Annotated in this window: 8 protein-coding genes and 2 pseudogenes; 7 read left to right on the top strand and 3 right to left on the bottom strand. The window is 55.7% G+C overall.

Annotated elements, in window-relative coordinates:
- On the bottom strand, nt 1-270 hold a 270-nt coding region (locus G468_RS0115365; protein ID WP_034250161.1), incomplete at its 3' end, for an IS3 family transposase.
- Nucleotides 271-358: 88 nt separating this feature from the next.
- Here G468_RS0115365 and G468_RS21380 point away from each other — a divergent pair.
- Nucleotides 359-580 (top strand): annotated as a pseudogene (locus G468_RS21380) (phage major tail tube protein); the annotation flags it as partial.
- Between the two features lie 122 nt (nt 581-702).
- Complete coding sequence (locus tag G468_RS0115355; protein ID WP_026823822.1) at nt 703-975, top strand: phage tail assembly protein; 273 nt, start codon at nt 703-705, stop codon at nt 973-975.
- 83 nt (nt 976-1,058) lie between these two features.
- On the opposite strand, the gene G468_RS23920 is transcribed toward G468_RS0115355, so the two are convergent.
- The gene (locus G468_RS23920) at nt 1,059-1,283 is read right to left on the bottom strand and encodes a hypothetical protein (RefSeq protein WP_155847012.1); all 225 of its coding nucleotides are present in this window, start codon (nt 1,281-1,283) and stop codon (nt 1,059-1,061) included.
- A 97-nt stretch (nt 1,284-1,380) separates the two neighbouring features.
- Between G468_RS23920 and G468_RS0115345 the strand changes: the two genes are divergently transcribed.
- Both G468_RS0115345 and G468_RS24915 read left to right on the top strand, forming a co-directional pair.
- Nucleotides 1,381-3,879: a phage tail tape measure protein gene (locus G468_RS0115345; protein ID WP_026823820.1), complete on the top strand. Its 2,499-nt coding sequence runs from the start codon at nt 1,381-1,383 to the stop codon at nt 3,877-3,879.
- A complete protein-coding gene (locus tag G468_RS24915) occupies nt 3,879-4,367 on the top strand; it encodes a phage tail protein (RefSeq protein WP_051297145.1) in 489 nt (162 codons plus the stop codon). Before G468_RS0115345 ends, G468_RS24915 begins: the two co-directional genes overlap by 1 nt.
- Before the next feature lie 182 nt (nt 4,368-4,549).
- Here the strand turns inward: G468_RS24915 and G468_RS24910 are convergent, their stop codons facing one another.
- Nucleotides 4,550-4,717 carry a hypothetical protein gene (locus G468_RS24910; RefSeq protein WP_248604899.1) on the bottom strand — a complete coding sequence of 56 codons (168 nt, stop codon included), beginning with the start codon at nt 4,715-4,717 and terminating at the stop codon, nt 4,550-4,552.
- Nucleotides 4,718-4,773: 56 nt separating this feature from the next.
- Here G468_RS24910 and G468_RS0115335 point away from each other — a divergent pair, with 56 nt between their 5' ends.
- The 3 genes and pseudogenes from G468_RS0115335 to G468_RS21370 all read left to right on the top strand — a co-directional run.
- The gene (locus G468_RS0115335) at nt 4,774-4,998 is read left to right on the top strand and encodes a tail protein X (RefSeq protein ID WP_407062016.1); all 225 of its coding nucleotides are present in this window, start codon (nt 4,774-4,776) and stop codon (nt 4,996-4,998) included.
- Complete coding sequence (locus tag G468_RS0115330; RefSeq protein ID WP_026823818.1) at nt 4,986-6,173, top strand: phage late control D family protein; 1,188 nt, start codon at nt 4,986-4,988, stop codon at nt 6,171-6,173. Before G468_RS0115335 ends, G468_RS0115330 begins: the two co-directional genes overlap by 13 nt.
- Nucleotides 6,170-6,580: pseudogene (locus tag G468_RS21370) on the top strand (phage baseplate assembly protein V); the annotation flags it as partial. The gene G468_RS0115330 and the pseudogene G468_RS21370, both read left to right, overlap by 4 nt.
- Nucleotides 6,581-6,661 lie beyond the last annotated feature (81 nt).

Below are 6,661 nucleotides of genomic sequence, written 5' to 3'. Positions count from 1 at the left end.
TTTTTTTAATATGTCATTATCCCTCTGAGCACGCTTAAGTTGAACTTCTAATTCTTGTATGCGCTGTTGCTCGGGTGTTAACGCTTTTGATTTTACAGGCGTATTCCCATTTAACTCGGCAAGATATTGTTGCTTCCATCGTGATACGGCAGATTTACCCGCACCGGATATTTTTTCAACTTGGATATTGCTATATCCACCTTCAACCATGAGTTTTGCATATTCCAGTTTTTGCTTTCCGCTAAAGGTTACTTTTACTTTTCGGGTCATATTTATACCTATAAGATTTTGCTTAATTATAAGCTATAAATCTCTACAGTTTTATTAGACCACTACAGGTAGCCAGGGTCGGTTCAATGAAGTGCCGATGGTGACCTATATGACGGTGATGTTTAAAAAGAACCCGCTGGGTACCTTCAAACAGCATGAGGATCCGGATTTAAGCAGCGCTTTTACCTGCACCTATATCAAGCAGGTATTGGATGGCGAAGAATTACTGGAGCTGGACTACATGGCGAATATTTTTCGCGTGGGCGGGGTGGATATGCTGGCAGACTACCGGGCCAATATTGGTGGTTAGTGAGCCATCCGTTTTCAGGGGGCGTTATCGTCCCTGTCTTCTTAATGGCGTTTAAAAGCCCCCAGCCCACCCGAATGCCAGACTGTCAGGGTCAAGAAATCCCCTCAACCTAGGAGCTTATTATGAACGATACTTACCCTCTGCGTTTTCCCTATCCGCTGGCCAATGGCGAGATGCTGACCCAGGTCACCGTGCGGCGGTTGACCGTGCGCGACATGAAGCAGGTACGCAAGCAAAGTCAGGATCCGTCTGATTTGGATGAATTGCTGGTTGCCAGCATGACCGGGTTGTTGCCGGAAGATTTGGACAAAATGGATCTGGCGGATTACCAGGCATTGCATGGCCGATTTCGCGACTTTGCGGGGCTGGATACAGTATCCGGGACAACTGCGTAAGGCGGAGGCGTTACTGGCAAGGTGGTTTCGCTGGCCGCCCAGTGAAATTGAGCGGCTAGCGGTAGAAGAATTTGAGGGCTACCTTAAGGAAGCGGGCGAACAGATAAAGCGCGAATACGGCGAGTAATCCAGCGAATGAATTGGAATAATCCTTCACAAACGCCCGCTAACAGGAAAATAACCGGCTGAAGAAAAAACAGCGCAACACAATAAACCAGGCCAATCCCTGCGGCCCCCATCAGGGTCAAGATAAGATTAAGCCAAATATCGTCGCCAGTGGACATAAAATAGAAATAAAGCTGGGCCACGCACCATCCGTAACTGCCTATTACCGCGGCTCCCAGCAAGAAAGCGAGTATAATCATGTTGTTGCCTTACTATTTAACCTGAACTGAGTTTACCATTATGGCGAGTAGTTTTTCAATTGGTGTTGTCGTTTCTGCTACCCTTTCAGGGGCTTTTCGCAGTGTGATGGGCAGCACCCAGCGAACACTGGAAAGCCTGGGTACGGCAACATCCCGATTACAGCAGCGACAGGCATCGCTGACACGGGCGGTCAGTCGATATGGTAGCCTCGGTGGGGATGCCGCCCGGCGCTTGAACGGTGAACTGACCCGGGTTGGTCACACGCTGTCCCGGCTGGAAAGCCAACAAGCGCGCCTGACTCGCGCCACTGCCACCTCGGCTGCCTTACGTGATAATCGCCTGAAAATTTACGGTCAGGGACTGGAAACCTATGGTATGGCCCGCGCTGCCTATGGTGCCGTTCAGCCTTCAGTAAAAAAGTACATGTCTTTTCAGGACAACATGATCGACATGGCGATCACGGCGGGCTTTAACACGAAAACCCGCGACACGCTGGGGAAAGATATTCGTGCCTGGAGCCTGCAGTACAACCAGACTCAGGACGATTTACAGGCGGCAAGCAGTTCACTGATTGGCAATAATATTGATGATTTGGATGATCTGCGCGCTTATCTGCCAAGCATTGCGCGTGGTGCCACCGCAACGCGTACCACTGCAGCACAATGGGCTGAGGCGGCGTTCACGACCAAGCAATCCTTGGGGATTGCCGCGAAAGATTTTGCCGCCGTACAGAACATCATGGCCTACGGTGGCAAGGCGGGATCATTTGAAATTCCCGATCAGGTTAAATGGTTACCTGCGCTGGCTCCACAGATGGCGGGCATTGCCCAGGGGAAAGAGGCGGTCGCCGAGATGGCCGCCGCACTACAGGTCGCTAAAATCGGTGCGGGTACACCCGATGAAGCGGCCAACAATTTCAAGAATTTCCTCACTAAAATGTTTGCCCCGGACACGCAAAAGCACTTTGCCGATCAGGGGATCAACCTTCAGCAATCCTTGATGCGCCAAAAGGCAGCCGGGATCTCTCCGATTGAAGGGATGATGAACACCATCCAGTGGTCTCTGGCGCAAAAAGGCCCGGAAGCGGTCAAACAGTTCAAGGCGGCTATGGCATTAAAGGACGATGCTGCTCGAGATCGGGCGCTCCAGGCGTTGCAGAAGAACTTCGGCCTGGGTGAGCTGTTCGCCGATATGCAGGTGATGGCGTTTGTCCGACCGATGCTGGCCAATATGAAGAAATACCGCACTATCCGTGCTGAAGCCTTGAGCGCCGCCAACAGCGACGTGCTGGCGGGGGATTATTCCCAGCGCCTGGCATCACCGATTGAGAAAATGAAGCAATTGATGATTGCTAGCAGTGATCTGGCGATCACGTTGGGTGAACAATTAACGCCTGCTATTGTTACTGCGGTAGATAAAATACTGCCCTGCGTCACAGTGCTTGGATCATGGATAAAAGCCAATCCTCAATTAGTGACCGGGATAGCCGGTGTCGTCACGGGACTGATCGCCTTTAAGTCGGTTTTGTTTATTTTACGGATGGGACTTAACCTGCTAGCTACCCCTTTCGTGTCGGTGTGGAAAGGTTTTGTAACGCTGCGAAGTCAATGGGTGTTATTGCAAAGCACCTTTAGCCAGGGCAGCAGGATCCGCCGTCTGGCCGGACTCATGGGCCGACTCTCACGCGGCGCGTTGCGTCTGGGCAAGGTGCTCGGCGGCGGACTGGTGCGTGGCCTGATGATAGCCGGACGGGCCGTGCTGTTTATCGGTCGGGCGCTGATGCTGACCCCCATTGGGCTGCTGATCACCGGTATTGCTGTGGGGGCTTTCCTGATTTATCGCTACTGGGGGCCTATCAGCGCCTGGCTCAAAGCCCGCTGGGCGGATATCAAACAGGCGTTTTCCGGCGGCATCGGTGGCGTCGCGGCGCTGATTATCAACTGGTCGCCGGTGGGGCTGTTCTATAAGGCGTTCGCGGGGGTAATGCGCTATTTCAATATTGAGTTACCCGCCAATTTTACCGATTTCGGTCGCAACCTGATTGAGGGGTTGGTCAGCGGTATTCGCAGCAAGCTGACGGCGGCGAGAGAGAGTATCACCGAGTTTGGTGGCAGTATCAAAAGCTGGTTTAGCGAGACGCTGGGCATTAATAGCCCCTCACGGGTCTTTATGGGTTTTGGGGACAATATCGTTGAAGGTGCCGCTATCGGTATCCGACGCACCACCCCCAAAACCCGCAGCGCGACCCTCGACTGGCTGGCCTCTCTGTTGCAGGCTGGCTCAGGGCTGGCATTGCCGGGTCTGCCTGGCTGGCGACCCGCTCCCGTCCCCTCGCTGCCGAACGGGGCGGGGCTTGCCGGTCATGGCATGGCAGGCCAGGGGGGTATCGTGGTGCATTTTAGTCCTCACATTGTACTGGATGGTCGGTCGCAAACCCCCGGTTCGGCGGTACAGCAGGCGTTGAGTCTGGGTGTGCGCGAACTGGAGCAGATGCTGGCGCGCGTACTGCAACAACAGCAGCGCAGGAGGCTGGAATAATGTTTGCCGTATTGGGGGATATCCCTTTTCAGCTGGGTACCAGCTTTGATGCTTTGGACGGGACTTTTGGCAATGACTTTGCCGAGCAGGCACGCATTGGCCACAAGCCGGGCTTACAGTTTACCGGGGCAAAACTGGATGAGTACCATCTGATCCTGGTGCTTCATCAGCGTTACTGTGACCCTGCCCGTGAGTGGCAACGGCTGCAGGCGGCGAGCCGTGCCCATCAGGCGCTGGCCTTTGTGCTGGGTAACGGCGATTACAAGGGCTGGTTTGTCATTACTGACCTGTCGCTGAGTACCCAGCTCTGCAGCGCGCAGGGCCGTGCCCAGGCGCTATCGGTTGAGGTGACGCTGCGCGAATATACCGGCGATCCGCAAAAGCCGCCGAAACCGCCTGCCGTCAAAGGTGGGTTGCCAAACCTGAATCAGACCCGGCAGACGGCCTTGCCCGCGTCGGGGCTGGGCAGACGCTGCGCCAGGCGGTAGGCTTTGCCCGGCAGGCGCAATCGGCGCTACAGGCCGCCTCCAGTGTCATCCGGGTCGCACGGCAGATGAAAAGTAATCCGGTGGCGGCGCTGACCCGCGTACCCGGCGTACTGACCAGCCTGGGCGATGTGGCCGCCCCGATGGCGCAATCGCAACCCTGGCTGCGCCAGTTAACCGGCACCTTACCCGACGCTATCCCGCTCCTGCGGGCGAGCGGTGAAGCGGCCACGATGATAGACCATGCCCAGGACACCCTGCGCGGCCTTGCGCCGGGCTAGAGTCAACATCTGCCCGGTGCGCTCGATACCGTCGCCGGTCTGGTTGGCAATGCCGTGACGGTTTACCAGCATCAGTCAGCACCGCTCAGTCGCCTGGCCAGCCGTATTATTAGCCGGAGGGGATAATGATGTCTGCTGATACGCCTGCCGTCATGATCCATACCACCCGGGAAGGCGAACGCTGGGACACCCTGGCGCATCACTATTATGGCGACCCGTTCGGCTATGGGCGCATCATTATGGCTAACCCGCAGGTGGCCATTACCGCGTCGCTCCCGGCAGGGGTGCAGCTGCTTATCCCTATCATTGCAGCGGATGACACCGAGGAGAACACACCACCATGGCTGCGCTAACCCCCTGGTCTGACACGATAACCCCGGTAGATACGCCTACCTTTACCCTGCATTACGGCCAGAAAGATATCTCGCGGGAAGTGACGCCTTATGTGCTGTCGGTAAGCTTTACCGACCGGCTGGCCGGGGAATCGGATGAAATTGAAGTCGAGCTGGAAGACAGTGACGGTCGTTGGCGCGAGGCCTGGTATCCGGGCAAAGGCGACAGCCTGACGCTGGCGATAGGTCTGGCCGGTCAACCGCTGCTGGCGTGCGGGACGTTCTCGCTGGATGAGCTGGAATTTTCCAGCCCGCCGGACAGCGTACGGTTACGGGGGCTATCGGCCCCGGTCACCCGCGCGTTGCGTACCCGCAGTAACCGGGCCTTTGAAGCCACCACGCTGCGGGCAATCGCCAGCCGGATAGCCAAAAAAAATCATCTGCGGCTGGAAGGGGCCCTTGCGCCTTTGGCGCTCGACCGGGTGACGCAGTATAACGAAACCGATTTGGCGTTTATCACCCGACTGGGGCGTGAGTATGGCTATATTGTCAAGGTGACCGATAAGGCACTGGTGTTTTCCCATCGCGCGACATTGCGCGAAGCCACGTCGCTGTTGACGCTGACGCCATCAGCGGTGAGTCGCTTTACCCTGCGCGATACACTGAATCGCATTTATCAGCAAGGCAAGGTTAAATATCAGGACACCCGCACCAAGAAACTGGTCACCGTCGGGGTGCTGGCCGATGGCAGCATCGGCACGGTGGCAGAGGAAACCGTCCCTGCCAAGGGAAGCCGAACCCCCAGTGCGGATACGCTGCAGATGCAAAACCGGGCACGCACCCGCGATGAAGCGGTCGGTAAGCTGTGTGCCGGGCTTAACCGCCACAATGAATACCAGCGCACGGCAAATCTCAGCCTGCCGGGTCAGACCCGGCTCAAAGCCGGTATCACGGTGCAACTGGCGGACTTCGGTCGCCTGTCCGGAGTCTGGCTCATCACCTCGGTGCGGCACGACCTTAACCGACAAAGCGGCTATACCTGCGAACTGGCGTTAGGTCAGGGGCCGATTGCCAATGCGCATAAAAAAGGCAAGGCCAGCAAGCCACAGAGTCTTATGGTCATCGGCAAAAAAGCCGACGGCAGTATTGGCGTGGTGGCAACAGAAACCCCCGTTGCACAGGAGAAAAAACGATGAGCGGTATCAAATTTACCACGGGCACGGTGAGTGCGGTGGATGAGAAAACGGTGCGGGTACGCGTTCGTTTGCCTGAACTGGATAATCTGCGTACTGCCTGGCTTGAGGTATTGCAGCGCAACACACAGAATAACAAGGACTACTGGCTACCGGATATTGGCGAGCAGGTCAAACTGTTACTTGACCCCTATGGCGATGATGGTGTGGTGCTCGGCGCGGTCTATTCACAGGTCGACCGACCGGCTATTGCGTCACGCGATAAACGCCGGGTCGACTTTGCCGATGGCACCTTTGTTGAGTATGACCGAAAAAAACACGCGATGGCTATCGGGGGCGAGATACAGACCCTGATACTGACCACCCAGGGCAATGTGCATATCCAGACGCAAAATGCGACGGTAAAAGCGAGTAAACAGCTCACACTGTCAACGATCACCGAAAACTGATCCACTTTTTATCTAAATCCGATCAATCAAAATTGATCCACT

The sequence above is a fragment of the Arsenophonus nasoniae DSM 15247 genome, assembly GCF_000429565.1.
GTDB lineage: Bacteria > Pseudomonadota > Gammaproteobacteria > Enterobacterales > Enterobacteriaceae > Arsenophonus > Arsenophonus nasoniae.
Note: the sequence above shows the minus strand (reverse complement) of the source record. Positions and strands in the feature narration are given on the sequence as shown.

Coding starts and splice junctions, on each gene's coding strand:
- G468_RS0115355 (WP_026823822.1), top strand. CDS start 703: ATGAACGATACTTACCCTCTGCGTTTTCCCTATCCGCTGGCCAATGGC.
- G468_RS0115345 (WP_026823820.1), top strand. CDS start 1,381: ATGGCGAGTAGTTTTTCAATTGGTGTTGTCGTTTCTGCTACCCTTTCA.
- G468_RS24915 (WP_051297145.1), top strand. CDS start 3,879: ATGTTTGCCGTATTGGGGGATATCCCTTTTCAGCTGGGTACCAGCTTT.
- G468_RS24910 (WP_248604899.1), bottom strand. CDS start 4,717: ATGCTGGTAAACCGTCACGGCATTGCCAACCAGACCGGCGACGGTATC.
- G468_RS0115335 (WP_407062016.1), top strand. CDS start 4,774: ATGTCTGCTGATACGCCTGCCGTCATGATCCATACCACCCGGGAAGGC.
- G468_RS0115330 (WP_026823818.1), top strand. CDS start 4,986: ATGGCTGCGCTAACCCCCTGGTCTGACACGATAACCCCGGTAGATACG.